Raw genomic sequence first — 15,641 nt, forward strand, 5'->3', positions numbered from 1 at the left:
AGGAGGGGGTAAAATTATTTATTCTTCGCAAAAGTTCCATCAAGATATTGTTCAAATGCATGGTAATTAATGCGTTCATACAGTTCTTGGCGGGTTTGCATGGTATCGACCACATTCTTTTGCGTGCCTTCTTTACGCAAAGTCTCATAAACATTTTCTGCGGCCTTGTTCATGGCACGGAATGCAGAAAGTGGATACAGCGCAATGCTGACATCGGCAGAAGCCAGTTCTTCCGTGGTAAATAATGGCGTAGAACCAAATTCGGTGATATTGGCTAAAACAGGCACCTTGGTGGCATTTGCAAATTGCTTATACATCGCCAATTCCGTGATCGCTTCCGGGAACAGCATGTCTGCACCCGCTTCGATATACGCGCCGGCACGGTCAATCGCAGCCTGCAAGCCTTCAACTGCAAGTGCATCGGTACGCGCCATGATCACAAAGCTGTCATCGGTACGTGCATCAACTGCGGCTTTAATACGATCGACCATTTCTTGCTGGGTCACGATGGCTTTATTCGGACGATGACCGCAACGCTTAGCACCCACCTGGTCTTCGATATGCATGGCAGCAGCACCAAACTTGATCATCGACTTGGTAGTCCGTGCGATATTAAAGGCAGAAGCACCGAAACCAGTGTCAACATCGACCAATAATGGCAGGTCACAGACATCGGTAATGCGGCGTACATCGGTCAATACATCATCAAGGTTACTAATGCCTAAATCAGGTAGGCCCAAAGAACCCGCCGCAACACCACCACCAGACAAATAGATGGCCTTGTAGCCTGCGCGTTTTGCCAATAACGCATGGTTGGCATTGATCGCGCCCACCACCTGTAATGGTTTTTCATTTGCGACCGCGTCGCGGAATAGCTGACCAGCTGACTGTTTAGCCATGTTGTTGTTCTCCTTGATTTTGCAGCAATGTTTGCTCAACAATTTTGTAGGATGCATTGATGTGACGGTGCATCAGCATTTCAGCCAGCTCACCATCACCTTCGGCAATCGCATCTAAAATGCGGATATGTTCGTCCCAAGCTTTGCTCGGGCGATCTGGGGTATTTGAAAACTGGATTCGATACATGCGGATGAGATGATACAACTCATCACATAACATTTTTTCTAGGGTTTTATTGCCACTGCTTTTGATAATGCAGTAATGGAAATCGTCCTGACCTTCTTGCAGATAATAGCCTTTACCTGCTTTAAAGTTTTCATCTTCGGCATGCATTCGCAATACATCACGCAAGGCCAGAATCTGTTTTTTATCAATATGCTGCGCGGCCAGTTTACAGGCCAAACCTTCTAATGACGCACGAATTTGATAGAGCTCTTGAAACTGTTGCAGTGACAATGACACTACACGGGCACCGACATGGGCCGTTCGTTCCACCAGTTTCTGCCCTTCCAGCCGATGAATCGCCTCACGCAATGGACCTCGACTGATGCCATACATCCGTGCCAGCTCAGGCTCTGAAATCTTGCTGCCCGCAGGAATCTGTCCCAATACAATCGCCGACTGAATTTGCTTGAATACGTGTTCCGTCAGGGTCATTCCCTGACTGGTGCTGAGGGCTTGAGGAACAAGGATATCTTGCATATTGTCGACAATCTCTACGGTTTTGATGATTTTATAACGAGGTAAAAGAAAAAATGCAATAGGATTGTCGACAATAAATTAGACTGATGCTTTCAATCCTACTGTATTAGCCTGATTTAACGGCGCATCAATGCATTGCCAAAAAACCCATATAAAAACAGATAAAACAATAACTTAAACTCAACTCTATGCCTCATTTAGCCCTGCAAGCCAATCGACTGGGCAGCCTTAGACTGTTCATGCTACGACCATGGTATGACAGCCTGATTGTAGACAATCTTTATAATGTTCACATGGCGACAAATTTTGTAAGTAAATACTGCACCAAAATGTAAATAACAGCGTGCTTCATGCAGTCTTTATTGATACATTATTGGGCATCGAAGGTTCCGCTTCTGAAGCCGACCTCCCCAGACATCTATGCACTTTGTTGAAGAAAAGGACATTGTTAATGTTTCAACATATCCCACCTTATGCAGGCGATCCGATCCTATCACTCATGGAACAGTTCAATGCTGATTCGCGTGCTGAAAAGGTAAACCTCAGTATTGGTTTGTACTATAACGAAGACAGTATCGTTCCTCAGCTTGATACCATTATCGAAGCGCAGAAACGTATTGCTCCTAAAAACACCCAAACCAAGCTTTATTTACCAATGGAAGGTTTCAAGCCTTACCGCGATGCGATTCAAGCCTTATTGTTTGGTGCAAATAGCCCTGCAATTCAACAAGGTCGTGTTGCAACGATTCAAACGCTTGGTGGTTCAGGTGCATTAAAAGTCGGTGCAGACTTCTTGAAAACCTACTTCCCGAATTCAGAAGTTTGGGTGAGCCAGCCAACTTGGGATAACCACGTTGCCATCTTCAATGGTGCAGGCATCAAGAGCAACTTCTACCCGTACTTCGATGCTGAAACACGTGGCGTTGATTTTGACGGGATGTTGTCTACGTTAAAAACATTGCCAGAGCAAAGCATTGTGTTATTACACCCATGCTGCCACAACCCAACAGGTGCAGACTTGAACCCGGCACAATGGGATCAAGTGATTGTGGTATTAAAAGAACGTAACCTGATTCCGTTCCTCGACATCGCCTATCAAGGTTTTGGCGATGGTATGGAACAGGATGCTTATGCCATCCGTGCTTTAGACCAAGCCGGTCTGAACTTTATTGTCAGCAACTCGTTCTCTAAAATTTTCTCACTTTACGGTGAGCGCGTTGGTGGTTTGACTTTCGTATGTGACGATGCTGAAGCAGCAAAATGCACATTTGGTCAGTTGAAAGCAACAGTACGTCGTATCTACTCTAGCCCACCAACAACAGGTGCGTGGTTGGTTGATCAAGTGTTAAATGACGCTGATCTCAATCAACAATGGCAAGGCGAAGTCAAAGAGATGCGTGAGCGTATTATCAAAATGCGTAGCATCTTGAAAGATGAATTGACTAAAGCGTTACCAGACCGTGACTTTAGCTACCTTGTGAACCAAAAAGGCATGTTTAGCTATACAGGTTTAACGGCTGAGCAAGTAGACATTCTTCGTGAAGAATATGCAATCTACCTGGTACGTAGTGGTCGTATCTGTGTTGCTGGTCTGAACATGAATAACGTGTACAAAGTTGCCAAAGCAGTGGCTGAAGTTTTAGCAAAATCTGCTGCAACCGCTTAAGTTGTAACACCTAAAAAAGGCGCTTCAAGCGCCTTTTTTATTGCCTGTTTTATTTCCTGTTTTATTTAAAGTCAGGACTTGGCCTTGCCCCAATACTTCAATTTAGAGGTCTGTCCAATCCCGACATTAAAACAATTATTCGGATCAAGTTTCTGGTAGAAATTGGCCAGTGCAGGCTTGGCAATATACATATGACCGACATTATGCTCGGCAGGATATTCCGCACGGCGGGCATCGAGTAAATGCCACATTTGATGTTCCATCGCTAAAGGATCATTGCCCTTTTTCAGAATGTAATCCTGATGAAACACGTGACAGAAAAAGTGTCCATAATAGAGCTTATGAATAATCTGCTGCTCCATCTGCGCAGGCAATTGCTCGACCCATTCACGATCGTTACGACGTAATGCAATATCTAGCGCCACAATATCTTCCACTTCATCCCGATGGGTATCACGATAACGAATCGCTGCACCAGCCACCGCAAAGCGATGCAAAAAGGCTTTACGTCCTTCCTCAGCATCACAAAGGAAGAAATTGCCTGATGAATGCACTGCAAAATAGTCATGTAAAAATTGCTCGGTCTGGGCCTTGCAATTGTTTTCAACGCGCAACATCAAATGATGCTCATAACGATCGCGATATTCCGTCATCCGCTTAGGTAGATGGCTCGGTAACAAGGACGTGAGCGCTTGTAGAATATGATCGGTCAGCCCTTTGATTTTAAACTTTTCTAAAAAGCCATCGATCTTATCCTTGAGCGCAAAGGCTTTGGGTACATTGGCGGTGCCGAATTTCTCAATAAACAGGAAGGTATCTTTACCGTATTTTTCACCAATATGATACGCATCACGATGAATATATTCGCCTGCAATTGGCAAGCTTGGCAATGAAGTCAGTAAATAACGGCGAATTGCAGTCAGGTCATCAGCATCATTGCTGCCAATATAAAACACACTGCTTTCTACCTTTTCATAGGTATCCAGACGCACCGCAAATACACAGACTTTGCCTGCCGAACCCGAGGCTTCAAACAGACGTGAAGGATCGGCATTAAAACGTGCCGGACTGTCGGCATCGACTTGAGTGACGTCTTGCGCATAGCGTTGATCGGATGCCTGCTTTTCAGCATCATCCAGAATATCTGTGGCTTGATAGCGTTGCTGTTCTAAACGGGTCAGGATTTCTTCAGGAGTTGAGCCCAAGTTGACGCCCAGATGATTTACCAATTCCAGCTGACCTTGGGCATTGACCTGTGCATACAGCGCCAGTTCGGTATAGGCAGGGCCACGACGAACCAAGGCACCGCCTGAATTATTACAGACACCGCCCAATACCGAAGCACCGATGCAGGAAGAACCAATCACCGAATGCGGCTCACGATCATAGCCTTTCAGCAGTCGTTCCAGATTGTCCAAAGTCGCCCCCGGCAAACAGATCACCTGCTTACCCTCATGAATCACCTGAATGCCTTTTAAACGACGGGTACTCATCACCAACACAGGTCGGTCATAATCATCACCATAAGGTGTTGAGCCACCGGTCAGCCCCGTATTGGCAGCTTGCATGATGACAATACAGTCCGCTGCAATCGCCGCTTGCAGCACCTGCCACTGTTCCAGCAAGGTCCCCGGGATGACCACTGCAAATACTTTGCCTTCACCAAAACGACGGCCCTGACGATACTGGCGAGTACTTTGATCATCACTCAGTACATGCTGACGTCCAACAATCTGCTGTAAACGATCAATCACCACTTTGGGAGAAAATGTTTGCATGGTGGCTCCTTTGGATCATCCATATAAAATCTAGCTATATCTTATGCATGCTCAAACTAGATCAGCACGGCAGGGTCTTAATGTTTATAAGTAATTATTTAAGTAGCTCATTCTTCAATACGAATCAGCCCTTTATTTACTATCGCGGAAGGCGGCAAGGATGCCGCCTATTCCGATTGCCTTGCGCTGCTTTCAAAGCCATGCTTTGAAATTGCTCAGGAAGTACCGTCATCGGAATAGAGGATTTTTGGTTACTTTTGATCCTTCAAAAGTGACAAATGCCTATACATCTGACATAAGCAAGTCACCCAATGAGGAGGCAGTGCCTACTGCATCACTGAGCAAATTATTCTTAAAAACCTTGTTTAATGGCTTGTACTAAACAATGTGCATTAATCTCCTGAATCGACTTGGCACCCGTCAATGTCATTGCCACCCGCATTTCCTTATCAATCAAATCCAGCAAGTTCGACACCCCTTGCCCACCCGCAGCAGCCAAGGCATACACAAAGGCGCGACCCAATAACACCGTATCCGCACCCAAGGCCAACATACGTACCACATCCAGACCATTACGGATGCCTGAATCTGCCAGAATCGCCAGATCGCCTTTCACTGCATCCGCAATCGCAGGTAAAGCGCGTGCAGAGGACATCACCCCATCCAGTTGACGTCCACCATGATTGGAGACTACGATGCCATCCGCACCAAAACGTACCGCATCCTTGGCATCTTCTGGGTCCAGAATGCCCTTGATCACCATCGGACCATCCCAGAACTCACGAATCCACTCCAGATCTTTCCATGAGATTGACGGATCAAAGTTAGACCCCAACCAGCCGATATAGTCTTCAAGCCCAGTCGGTTTGCCCAGATATTTGGAAATATTGCCCAAGTCATGCGGACGGCCACACATCCCGACATTCCATGCCCAATGCGGATGTAACATCGACTGCAGATAACGGCGCATCGCCGCATTTGGGCCACTCATGCCTGAATGCGCATCACGATAGCGTGCACCCGGCACCGGCATATCTACAGTAAACACCAGTGTTGAACAACCTGCTGCCTTGGCACGTTCCAAGGCATTGCGCATAAAGCCACGATCTCGCAACACATACAGCTGAAACCACATTGGACGCTGAATGGCAGGTGCCACTTCTTCGATCGGACAAACCGACACCGTCGACAAGGTAAATGGAATACCTTTTTTATCCGCTGCCACCGCCGCTTGCACTTCACCACGACGTGCATACATACCGGTTAAACCGACAGGTGCCAAAGCCACTGGCATGGACAAGGTTTCGTTAAACAGTCTGGTTTCCAGACTCAATGCCGACATGTCATTCAGCACCCGCTGACGTAAGGCAATTTCAGATAGGTCCTGTACATTGCGTTTTAAGGTGTATTCCGAGTAGGCACCCCCATCGATGTAGTGAAATAAAAATGGCGGTAACCGACGTTGTGCCGCAGCACGATAATCATTGCCAGAAGAAATAATCATTTTGAGTCAACTCTACTTAAACGTGTTGCACGTTTCTGGCGAGCTTCATCTTCATCCAGAGCACGTACATGATTAATCACAAATTCAATATGACCACACACCGCCTGGCGTGCAGCTTCGGGATCTTTACGATCAATCGCATCCATCACCTGAAAATGCTGCTCACTGAGCAAGTCGCCATTGACAGGATCGTTATAAACTTTCTTGCGTCCCAGTAAGACGTTGTATTGCAACAGGTCAAACAAGCCACGCATCATCTGGATCAGCACAATATTGTGCGAAGCCTCAGCAATCGCTAAGTGGAATTCAGCATCCGCCACAGCAGCCTGAGCCGAATCGCCTGCATTTTGATGGCGGCTAATCTCATCAAAATAATGATGGATTTTGGCGCGATCTTCAGCGGTTGAGCGTAATGCCGCATACCATGCGGTGCCGCCTTCCAGCAACAAACGGGCTTCTTGCACATCAAAACGGTACAATGGATCTTCTTCAATCAGGTTACTGATCGGATTCACAATCAACTGTTGTGACCATTGCTCTGGTAACTGTTGAATGTAAGTCCCGTCACCACGGCGGCTACTGAGCACGCCCTGACTATTCAATTGCTGGATCGCTTCACGTAAGGATGGACGAGAGACCCCCAAACTGGTCGCAAGCTGACGCTCGGCGGGCAAACGATCACCTTGTTTCATCTGGCGTTGCTCAATGAGTGCCTGTAATTTCATGACCACTTGATCGGAGATTCTCATCACATTTCCTTGAGTAGAGTTATGGAATCATCCACGGCAGCAGATAAGCCTGAACCGTGACGATGATGCCAACAAAGACTGTAAATATGATGCTATGTTTTACCGTGAAACGGAACAGGTCTGATTCTTTCCCCACCAGGCCCACTGCGGCACAGGCAATCGCAATCGATTGTGGTGAAATCATCTTGCCTGTTACCCCACCACTGGTATTGGCCGCCACCAGCAATACTTCCGGAATGCCGATTTGCTGAGCGGTAGTCGCTTGCAAGGCAGAAAACAAGGCATTGGATGAGGTATCCGAACCCGTCAGGAAGACACCAAGCCAGCCCAGGAAGGGTGAAAAGAAGGTAAAGGCATGACCGGTATGCGATAACGCCAAAGCCAGCGTCGCAGACAGACCGGAGTAATTGGCAATAAAGGCAAAGGCCAACACCATACCAATCGAATAAATCGGGGTTTTTAATTCATTCAAGGTTTCAGCAAAGGTGCTGACTGCTTCACGGGTTTTCATTTTCAGGAAAATGATGGTGATGAGGGCGGCAATGAAAATCGCGGTACCTGTGGCAGAGAACCAATCAAATTTATAGATCGCTTCATAGGCCGTGGTTTCAGGCACAATCGGCGCCATTTTTTCTACCAGCTTATGCAGATAAGGCACTTCGATTTTAACCATCCAGTCCGCCAAGGCTCCATCTTTGGCAAATAAGGCTTTAAACGGTTGCACACTCCAGATCGTCACCATCACGGTTAAAATCATAAACGGCGACCATGCTTTGGCAATCTGCGCAATGCTATAGCGTTGTGGCGTATGCGCTGCTGAGCTTGTATTTTGTGGCTCTACACCCTCAAAACGGAAAATATGCTTTGGCTTCCAGACGCGGAACAGTAAGGTCAGGCTGACCAGTGAAGCAATTGATGCCGTAATATCCGGTAGCTCGGGCCCCAGAAAATTAGAGGTTAGATATTGCGCGATTGCAAAAGCGCTACCCCCGACCAGCACCGCCGGCCAAGTCTCTTTCACCCCACGCCAGCCATCCATAATCGCCATGATCCAGAACAGCACAATAAGGGTTAAGAAAGGTAACTGGCGACCAACCATCTGGCTGATTTCCATAGTCTCGACACCCGAGACCTGCCCCGCCACAATAATCGGAATGCCCATTGCACCAAAAGCCACAGGCGCAGTATTGACGATCAGGCAGAGTCCCGCAGCATAAAGCGGTTTAAAACCTAGTCCGACTAATAATGCTGCGGTAATTGCAACAGGCGCACCAAAACCTGCAGCACCTTCCAGAAAGGTCCCAAAGGCAAAACCGACCAAGAGCATTTGTAAGCGCTGGTCTTCGGTAATCGATAAAATACTGAAACGAATGACATCAAACTGCCCGGTTTTGACGGAAATTTTATACAGAAACACCGCACCGATAATAATCCAGGAAATCGGCCATAAGCCGTAAAAAAAGCCATAAATCACCGAAGCAAATGCCATTTCAGCGGGCATCTGATAAAAGAATAACGCAATCAGCAGGGCAATGATGACGGTACAGGTCCCTGCCACACTGCCTTTTAAACGAAATACCGCCAAAGCCAAAAAGAAGAAAATAATCGGGATCAGCGCCACCGCACTGGATAGCCAGATATTATTGAAAGGATCATAAATTTGTTGCCACACATTTAGCATTCTCATCTCCTTGAAATGCTGGGCGTCATTTTGTTTTCACTTCGATCTTGAACGAATCTTTTTTATATTGGTATGACCAATATTCACTAAACCGGCAAATATCATCCATTTGCAATCTTTATGCATCTTAATTATATGAATTATCAGGATCAAGTCTACTAAAACAATAATAATTGGTATGACCAATAATAATTAAATTAAATCAACCTGTTTAGCTTGCACGCATTATTCCCCATTCGACTAAAGTCTGATAAATGATTTGTCTTTACGATCTCTATTCGAAAGCATACTCAACTTAAACCAGCCTACTCAGAACTATAAATATGACTTGCTGGCGATATCTGTATAATGTGTTCACAACTCAAATCACATCACCATGAATTGAACAATATGACTCAACTGACTTGCTTTAAAGCCTACGATATTCGCGGCAAACTCGGTACCGAACTGAATGAAGAGATTGCCTATAACATTGGTCGTGCCTATGGACAGATCTATCAGCCCAAAACCGTCGTGATTGGCTGTGATATCCGTTTAAGCAGTGAGAGTCTAAAACAAGCCACCATTCGGGGCCTGAATGATGCAGGCGTCAATGTGCTTGATCTGGGCATGACCGGCACCGAAGAAGTGTATTTCGCAGCATTCCATCTCGATGTACAAGGCGGGATTGAAGTCACTGCCAGCCATAACCCGATGGATTACAACGGCATGAAACTGGTACGTGAAAATGCACGCCCGATCAGTGCGGAAACAGGCTTAAAAGAAATTCAGGCACTGGCGGAATCAGGGCAATTCATTGAAGTTACAAATAAAGGTACTACGCAAAACTATAATATTTTGCCTGAGTTCGTTGAACATCTGCTCACTTATATTGACCCGCAAAAAATCAAAGCACTTAAACTGGTAGTGAATGCCGGCAATGGCGCAGCAGGTCATGTGATTGATGCGATTGAACAAAAATTCCAGCAACTCAACATCCCTGTGGAATTTATTAAAATCCACCATGAAGCAGATGGTACCTTCCCGAATGGTATTCCTAACCCAATTTTAATTGAAAATCGTGACAGCACCCGCGATGCTGTACTGCAGCATCAGGCCGATATGGGCATTGCCTGGGATGGTGACTTTGACCGTTGCTTCCTGTTTGATGAAAAAGGCCAATTCATCGAAGGTTATTACATTGTCGGTTTATTGGCACAAGCCTTCCTGATCAAACAGGCTGGCGAGAAAATCGTACATGACCCACGTCTGGTCTGGAATACCTTTGATATCGTCGATCAATATCAAGGTATCGCGGTGCAGTCGAAATCAGGCCATGCCTTCATTAAAGATGTGATGCGTGAACACAATGCGGTGTACGGCGGCGAAATGAGCGCCCATCACTATTTCCGTGATTTTGCTTATTGTGATAGCGGGATGATTCCGTGGCTACTCACCATTGCGCTACTGTCAGAAACAGGTCAATCGCTTTCCACGCTAGTTGAAAACATGATTGCCAAATTCCCATGTAGTGGTGAAATCAATTTTAAAGTCGCAGATACCCAAGCAACGGTACAAAAAATCTTTGACCATTATGCCGATCAAAACCCACGGGTAGACCGTACCGATGGCGTGAGTCTGGATTTCGGCGCGTGGCGCCTAAATGTCCGTGCCTCCAATACAGAGCCATTATTGCGCTTGAATATCGAAAGCCGTGCAGACAAAAATCCGCAACCGATGCAGCACTATGTCGATGAATTAACCGCGTTGATTCAGGGCTAATTTAGTCTAAATAAAAAAAAGGAGCTTTATGCTCCTTTTTTATTGCTGCCGAGAATCAGTTAAAGCCATTTGGATTTTGCTTTTGCCAGTTCCAGCTGTCCGCCAACATATCTTCCAGCGTATATTGCGGCTGCCAACCGAGCTCAGCTTGCGCTCGCGAAGCATCTGCATAAAATGCTGGCAAATCCCCGACTCTGCGCTCCGCAAATTCGGTTGGAATCTGAATCCCGTTCACTTTTTCAAAAGTTTCTTTAATTTGTAGAACCGAAATTGGTGTACCTGTTCCAATATTCCAGGCCCGGCAACCGTGATTGTTTAGCCGATTGGTGACCGCGAGCACATGGGCTTTCGCTAAATCCACTACATGGATAAAGTCCCGCTCACAAGTGCCGTCTTTGGTTGGATAATCATGACCAAAAATAGATAGTTTTTCACGACGTCCCACAGCGACTTGAGTCACATACGGCATCAGGTTATTCGGAATGCCTTGCGGGTCTTCCCCAATCTGTCCACTTTTATGTGCACCGACCGGATTAAAATAACGCAGTAAGGCAATCGACCATTTTGTATCTGCCAGCGCCATTTTTTCCAGCATCTGCTCAATGATCAGTTTGGTATAACCATAATTATTATTCGGCAAACTCAGCGGCATGTCTTCTTGATAGGGCGAAGGATTTAACTCACCATATACCGTTGCAGAGGAACTAAAGACCAAACGCAATACACCCGCTTTTTGCATCGATTTAAACAGTTGTATACTTCCCGCAATATTATGATCAAAATATACCAAAGGAATTTGCTGGCTCTCTCCCACTGCTTTTAAGCCCGCAAAATGAATTACGGCATCAATCTGATGATTTTGAAAAACAGGGTCCAGTTCATGGGGATGGCGAATATCACCCTGTATAAATACTAGGTTTTTATGGGCCAGTTTTTCGACACGGCGTAAAGCCTCTTCCGAGCTATTGGATAGATTATCGAATACCACTACCTCATGGCCTGCATCCAATAATTCTACACAGGTATGCGAACCGATATAGCCCGCCCCCCCGGTGACTAAAATCTTAGCCATCTGTTTTTCCTATCAATATTTTAAGCAAGCCTTGGGTTGATGCATCAAAACTAGAGAGGTCTTCCTGCTCACGGTTAAGAATCGGTAACAGCTGATTGGCAATTTCCTTGCCTTTTTCAACGCCCCATTGATCAAAGGGATTGATATTCCACAATACCGACTGCACAAACACTTTATGTTCATACATCGCAATCAGCATCCCCAAGCTATATGGATTCAACTCTTTGAGTAAAATGGTTGAACTCGGCTGATTGCCTTCATATTGCTTATAGGCAGGTAGCCCTTGCAGTTCATCTGCCGCCAGGGCCTGATTACCAAAAGCCAGCAGGCGTGACTGGGCCAGACAGTTAGATAAGGCCAGATGATGTTGCTCGACCAAGGCTTCGGCACTTTCTGCATAGGTAAACTGATTGGCGTTATAACGTTTGACCGGAGCAATAAAGTCACAACTAACCGAATGCGTGCCTTGATGCAACAATTGATAGAAGGCATGCTGTGCATTCGGCCCCACTTCGCCCCAAACGATTGGACATGTCACTGAACTGACCTTTTCACCATTGCGCTGGATGGATTTGCCGTTCGATTCCATTTCCAGTTGCTGCAAATAAGCGGCAAAATATTTGAGGCGTCCGTCATAAGGCAGCACGGCGTGGGTCTGGATATCGAGAAAATTATTATTCCACGCCCCTAACAGGCCCATTAATACCGGAATATTCTGTTCAAACGGCGCTGTCTGGAAATGTTGGTCTATGGCGTATGCCCCAGCCAAGAATTGCTTAAAGCCTTCCACGCCAATGGTCAGTGCAATCGGCAGGCCAATACATGACCATAATGAATAACGGCCACCGACCCAATCCCAAAGCAAAAGTTGCTTATCTGGTGCAATGCCCCATTCGGTCATTTTATCCGGTTTGGTCGACACCCCCACAAAATGATTCTTGAGGATTTTTTCATTATTGCCTAAGGCTTTCTCTAGCCATTGACGTACGGTCTGTGCATTGGAAAGTGTATCAATGGTCCCGAACGACTTGGAGGAAATAATGAATAAGGTGGTTTCAGGGCGCAGCTGATGCAACAACCCGGAGAGCTGGCTGCCATCCATGGTTGAAACAAAATGAATATCTAAGGGCTTTGCCGTTTTAACCTTAAAATCTGAAAGTGCATGCGTGACCATGAGTGGACCAAGATCTGATCCACCGACTCCAATATTCACCACATCCTGGATCACTTCACCCGTTGCGCCACGACATTGGCCGGCATGAATTTTTTCAACCAGTGCATACATTTGCTCAAGTTGCGCTTGGACCGCCTGATTCACGACGGGCAGCGTTGGACTGGATTTAGGCAGACGTAAGGCCCAGTGCATCGCAGCACGTTGTTCCGTGTAGTTAATCTGCTCACATGAAAATAGACGTTTAATCCATCCATCCAGATCTTGTGCATGTGCCAGATCCACCAGCTGGCTTAAAACCTGCTGATCAATCCGATGTTTACTAAAATCAAAAACAATCTGGTCATACTCAGTTGAAAAACGTTTAAAACGTGCCTCATCTGCTGCAAACAGGGTATTAAGATGCAAGTCTTTAAATTGTTTTTGTAAAACCGCTAATTGTTCTACCACCGAAGTCTGTTCCTTGACCGGAAAAGGATGCATCTGCTTTGTCATCTTTAACGCCCCACTCCCATATAGGCAAAACCTTGTGCTTTTACATAGTGCGGGTCATAAATATTGCGACCATCTAAAATTAAGGGATGTTGCATCAATTGATTCAACTGTTTGAAATCCGGACTCCAGTATTGTTTCCAGGCCGTTAAAACACATAACCCATGTACGTTGTGTACAGCTTCATATTGATCATGATGCAATACCAGATCACTGCGCTGTCCGTACATCATCTCGATTTCATCCAGTGCCTGCGGATCATGCAGATGAACGGTGACACCCTGTGCCCACAAGGCGGCAAGCATTTGATGGATTGGAGAATGTTGAATGCTGGAGGTATTCTCCTTAAAAGAAGCCCCCCAGATTGCAACGGATTTTGCTTGTAAAGCGCCGTGATAGTAATTCCACAACTTACGGAACAGGATCTCTTTTTGTTGCTCATTGATCTCCCAGACCTGGGCAAGCAACTGGCTTTTCACCCCGGTATTGGCAACCGTATTGGCAAGGGTCAAAATATCATGCGAAAAGTTTTCCCCACCAAAACCGGCACCAGGTGCCAGATACGCCGAGCCGATACGACTGTCTGCGGACATGCCCTGTCGCACCGAGGCAATATCAATCCCGAGTTTTTCAGCCACCACGGCCAAATCATTAATATAACTAATGCGGGTCGCCAACATGCCGGAAATACTCAGTTTGGTAAACTCGGCATCCAGTATCGGCATAAACAGATATTGCTGTTCTAAGGGAAAAAAGGGTCTGAGCAACTCTTTGACCTTGACCTGCACTGCACTGCGTGTGCAGCCCACAATCAACTGCTTCGCCTGGGTCAAGCTCTGTAAGGCATTACCTTCCTGCATGGTATCGGGCAAGTACACCCAGTCATCATCCGACAAGATCTGCTGGAACTTTTCGGTTCCGCGTAAACCAAAGGTTGAGGCATTGATCATCAGTTTTGGATGTATGATCGGACGTTGTTTCAGGGAATGTAACAGCTGAAAAACCTGCTGTTCCTGCGTCTGGTTAAAACTGAACAGATAGGCATCGATATCCAGCGGGATACTGGCTAAATCGCTATAACGCAGAAAACCCGTGGTCAGCTGTTTTTCGAGTAAATGACTGACATTTTCATCATGAAAGGAATATTGCTGATCATCCGCTTTGGTATCGAGCTGTGAGCACCAATACACCAGATGCCCCGTTTCAGACAATAATGCAGACATCACGCCTGCATATAAGGTATTGCCAAAGATTGCAACTTTCATAACATGCTTGCCCTCAATGATTACAGGGCCAATTCCTTAATCAGGCCCTTAAACTCTGCGCCCAGTTTTGGATGCTCAATCCCATAATGTAACACAGCTTTTAGATAACCCAACTTGCTACCACAATCGAAGGTCTGACCTTTCATGCGGTATGCCTCAACAGTTTGTGACTGCTGTAAAGTGGCAATCGCGTCCGTCAACTGAATTTCATTGCCAGCGCCACGTGGAGTATTTTCCAGCAATCCCATAATCTGGGCAGGCAGAATATAACGGCCAACCACCGATAAATTCGAAGGGGCTGTACCGACTGCCGGTTTCTCTACAATGCCTTGCATCACGATACTCTCACCTTCATTCGGTGAAACCGCAACATCCACAATCCCATACTGATCAACCAGATGATCCGGTACAGCCTCCACCATGATTTGTGCAGCTTGAGATGCTTCAAAGCGCTGAATCATCAAGGACAGATCATTTTCAGCGCTGTGGTTTTTGACCAGCACGTCCGGTAATAACACTGCAAAAGCTTCATCACCGACAATATCTTTTGCGCAGAGTACCGCATGCCCAAGGCCCAATGGCTGTGGCTGACGCACACTCACCACGCTGACATGTTTTGGCAGAATGTCGGTGATTTCTTTGAGCAAGTCGAATTTCTTTTTTTGCTCTAAAGTCGTTTCCAGCTCAAAATTACGATCAAAATAGTTTTCAATTGAGGCTTTTGAGGAATGGGTGACCAAAATAATTTGTTCAATCCCCGCTTCAACCGCTTCACGCACCACATATTCAATCGCAGGGCGATCAACAACGGTCACCATTTCCTTGGGAATCGACTTGCTTGCAGGTAAAAAACGTGTCCCTAGACCTGCAACAGGTAAAATTGCTTTTTTGATCATTACT

12 protein-coding genes are annotated in these 15,641 nt (G+C 46.1%); 2 read left to right on the forward strand and 10 right to left on the reverse strand.

Annotation, left to right across the window (positions count from 1 at the left end; translation table 11 throughout):
- Window positions 1-14 precede the first annotated feature (14 nt).
- Window positions 15-899, reverse strand: a complete 885-nt coding sequence (gene prpB, locus ACNQO6_RS15865; RefSeq protein ID WP_004773358.1) for a methylisocitrate lyase — start codon at window positions 897-899, stop codon at window positions 15-17.
- Window positions 892-1,602 carry a GntR family transcriptional regulator gene (locus ACNQO6_RS15870; RefSeq protein ID WP_440209604.1) on the reverse strand — a complete coding sequence of 237 codons (711 nt, stop codon included), beginning with the start codon at window positions 1,600-1,602 and terminating at the stop codon, window positions 892-894. Before ACNQO6_RS15870 ends, prpB begins: the two co-directional genes overlap by 8 nt.
- 451 nt (window positions 1,603-2,053) lie before the next feature.
- On the opposite strand from ACNQO6_RS15870, the gene ACNQO6_RS15875 reads away from it, so the two are divergent.
- The gene (locus ACNQO6_RS15875; protein WP_005228320.1) at window positions 2,054-3,268 is read left to right on the forward strand and encodes an amino acid aminotransferase; all 1,215 of its coding nucleotides are present in this window, start codon (window positions 2,054-2,056) and stop codon (window positions 3,266-3,268) included.
- Between the two features lie 71 nt (window positions 3,269-3,339).
- Here ACNQO6_RS15875 and dld read toward each other — a convergent pair whose 3' ends face one another.
- From dld to lldP, 4 genes are all read right to left on the reverse strand, one after another.
- Window positions 3,340-5,046: a D-lactate dehydrogenase gene (dld, locus tag ACNQO6_RS15880; protein ID WP_440209605.1), complete on the reverse strand. Its 1,707-nt coding sequence runs from the start codon at window positions 5,044-5,046 to the stop codon at window positions 3,340-3,342.
- A gap of 352 nt (window positions 5,047-5,398) precedes the next feature.
- Window positions 5,399-6,550 carry an FMN-dependent L-lactate dehydrogenase LldD gene (gene lldD / locus ACNQO6_RS15885; RefSeq protein ID WP_440209606.1) on the reverse strand — a complete coding sequence of 384 codons (1,152 nt, stop codon included), beginning with the start codon at window positions 6,548-6,550 and terminating at the stop codon, window positions 5,399-5,401.
- Entirely contained in the window at window positions 6,547-7,299 is a 753-nt protein-coding gene (gene lldR / locus ACNQO6_RS15890; protein ID WP_005228317.1) for a transcriptional regulator LldR, read from the reverse strand. Before lldR ends, lldD begins: the two co-directional genes overlap by 4 nt.
- Window positions 7,300-7,318: 19 nt before the next feature.
- Entirely contained in the window at window positions 7,319-8,986 is a 1,668-nt protein-coding gene (gene lldP, locus ACNQO6_RS15895) for an L-lactate permease (RefSeq protein WP_440209607.1), read from the reverse strand.
- A gap of 384 nt (window positions 8,987-9,370) precedes the next feature.
- On the opposite strand from lldP, the gene ACNQO6_RS15900 reads away from it, so the two are divergent.
- Window positions 9,371-10,741, forward strand: coding sequence for a phosphomannomutase CpsG (locus ACNQO6_RS15900; protein ID WP_440209608.1), 1,371 nt, complete (start codon window positions 9,371-9,373; stop codon window positions 10,739-10,741).
- Between the two features lie 55 nt (window positions 10,742-10,796).
- Here the strand turns inward: ACNQO6_RS15900 and galE are convergent, their stop codons facing one another.
- The 4 genes from galE to galU are packed head-to-tail and all read right to left on the reverse strand — an operon-like array spanning window position 10,797 to window position 15,637.
- Window positions 10,797-11,813 (reverse strand): UDP-glucose 4-epimerase GalE, encoded by a 1,017-nt coding sequence (gene galE / locus ACNQO6_RS15905; protein WP_440209609.1) that lies wholly within the window; start codon window positions 11,811-11,813, stop codon window positions 10,797-10,799.
- Window positions 11,806-13,479, reverse strand: coding sequence for a glucose-6-phosphate isomerase (gene pgi, locus ACNQO6_RS15910; protein WP_440209610.1), 1,674 nt, complete (start codon window positions 13,477-13,479; stop codon window positions 11,806-11,808). The genes galE and pgi overlap by 8 nt, the downstream gene beginning before the upstream one ends.
- Before the next feature lie 2 nt (window positions 13,480-13,481).
- Entirely contained in the window at window positions 13,482-14,741 is a 1,260-nt protein-coding gene (locus ACNQO6_RS15915) for a nucleotide sugar dehydrogenase (RefSeq protein ID WP_343578451.1), read from the reverse strand.
- Between the two features lie 20 nt (window positions 14,742-14,761).
- Window positions 14,762-15,637, reverse strand: coding sequence for a UTP--glucose-1-phosphate uridylyltransferase GalU (galU, locus tag ACNQO6_RS15920; protein ID WP_440209611.1), 876 nt, complete (start codon window positions 15,635-15,637; stop codon window positions 14,762-14,764).
- Between the last annotated feature and the right edge of the window lie 4 nt (window positions 15,638-15,641).

It is taken from the genome of Acinetobacter calcoaceticus (genome assembly GCF_051947995.1).
Lineage (GTDB): Bacteria > Pseudomonadota > Gammaproteobacteria > Pseudomonadales > Moraxellaceae > Acinetobacter.

Bases quoted from the DNA above. Each gene is read 5' to 3' on its own strand.
- prpB (WP_004773358.1), bottom strand. From the start codon at position 899: ATGGCTAAACAGTCAGCTGGTCAGCTATTCCGCGACGCGGTCGCAAAT.
- ACNQO6_RS15870 (WP_440209604.1), bottom strand. From the start codon at position 1,602: ATGCAAGATATCCTTGTTCCTCAAGCCCTCAGCACCAGTCAGGGAATG.
- ACNQO6_RS15875 (WP_005228320.1), top strand. From the start codon at position 2,054: ATGTTTCAACATATCCCACCTTATGCAGGCGATCCGATCCTATCACTC.
- dld (WP_440209605.1), bottom strand. From the start codon at position 5,046: ATGCAAACATTTTCTCCCAAAGTGGTGATTGATCGTTTACAGCAGATT.
- lldD (WP_440209606.1), bottom strand. From the start codon at position 6,550: ATGATTATTTCTTCTGGCAATGATTATCGTGCTGCGGCACAACGTCGG.
- lldR (WP_005228317.1), bottom strand. From the start codon at position 7,299: ATGAGAATCTCCGATCAAGTGGTCATGAAATTACAGGCACTCATTGAG.
- lldP (WP_440209607.1), bottom strand. From the start codon at position 8,986: ATGAGAATGCTAAATGTGTGGCAACAAATTTATGATCCTTTCAATAAT.
- ACNQO6_RS15900 (WP_440209608.1), top strand. From the start codon at position 9,371: ATGACTCAACTGACTTGCTTTAAAGCCTACGATATTCGCGGCAAACTC.
- galE (WP_440209609.1), bottom strand. From the start codon at position 11,813: ATGGCTAAGATTTTAGTCACCGGGGGGGCGGGCTATATCGGTTCGCAT.
- pgi (WP_440209610.1), bottom strand. From the start codon at position 13,479: ATGACAAAGCAGATGCATCCTTTTCCGGTCAAGGAACAGACTTCGGTG.
- ACNQO6_RS15915 (WP_343578451.1), bottom strand. From the start codon at position 14,741: ATGAAAGTTGCAATCTTTGGCAATACCTTATATGCAGGCGTGATGTCT.
- galU (WP_440209611.1), bottom strand. From the start codon at position 15,637: ATGATCAAAAAAGCAATTTTACCTGTTGCAGGTCTAGGGACACGTTTT.